Annotated in this window: 1 protein-coding gene; it reads right to left on the reverse strand. The window is 67.8% G+C overall.

The window, feature by feature from the left end:
- Positions 1-157: 157 nt before the first annotated feature.
- The coding region (locus GXB81_RS31195; protein ID WP_241016607.1) for a type II secretion system F family protein at positions 158-1,003 on the reverse strand (846 nt) is incomplete at its 5' end.

Here is a 1,003-nt window from a genome sequence, read left to right on the forward strand (position 1 = left end):
GCCGCGCTTTGCAGCGCGCGCTGATCGAGCGCCTGTCTGAGCGTGCGCTCGCTGCGCCGCGCCGCCGCCACGCGCGCCAGCACGAGGCCCGCGAGCAGCAGCATGGCGAAGGCGGCGAAAGCCAGCGCGAGAACGGCAAGGTGTCGGGCTTGCATGGTCAGTCCTTCAGGCTCGCAAGCCGGTAAAGCAGATACGCGCCGACCAGCTGCAACGCGAACGCGAGATAGACGAGCTGCCGTCCGAACGGGTCGAACCACATCGACGCGAAATACTTCGGATTGGACATGATCAGGAAACCGCCGATGCCGATCGGCAGCATCGCGAGCACCCACGAGGACAGCCGCGTTTCCGAGGACATCGCGACGAGTTCGCGCTCGGCCTGTTCGAGATCGCGCATGAACGAGGACATGCGATCGAGCATCACGTCGGCACGGCCGCCGTACTTGACCGACAGACGCAGCACCGCGCCGACCAGTTCGAGTTCGCGCACGCCGTAGATCACCGCGACCTGCGAGAGCGCGCGATCGATCTCGATGCCGGTACGCAGCATCCGCGAGACATAGTCGAGACATTCGCGCAGCGGCGCCTCGGTGTTTTGCAGCGCGGCCTGGAATGCGGCGGGCACGCTGTTGCCGAGCGTGATGAGCCGCACGATGCCGTCGAGAAAGAGCGGCAGCTGCCGCACGATCAGCTGGCGACGCTTGTTCGCGCGCATCGACAGCAGGAAATAGAAGAACATCGCGCACACGACGAGCGCGGCGCACACCGCGAGCAGGCCGCCGACGATGGCCGCCCAACCGCACAGCAGCAACACGAGCACGCAGCAGATCGCGAGCGGCACTTTGGCATCGGCGAGGCCGGCGCGCGTGAGCGCGTATTGCACGACGAAACGCACGCGCGCGCGCTGATACTGCCAGTGCGCCCGCCAGTCCGCGTTGGCGGGCGGCGCCTGCGGCGCGATCAGCGTCGCCTGGGTACGCGCGGCCGCCGTACGCGCTGCCGC

It is taken from the genome of Paraburkholderia sp. Ac-20336 (assembly GCF_017105025.1).
Lineage (GTDB): Bacteria > Pseudomonadota > Gammaproteobacteria > Burkholderiales > Burkholderiaceae > Paraburkholderia.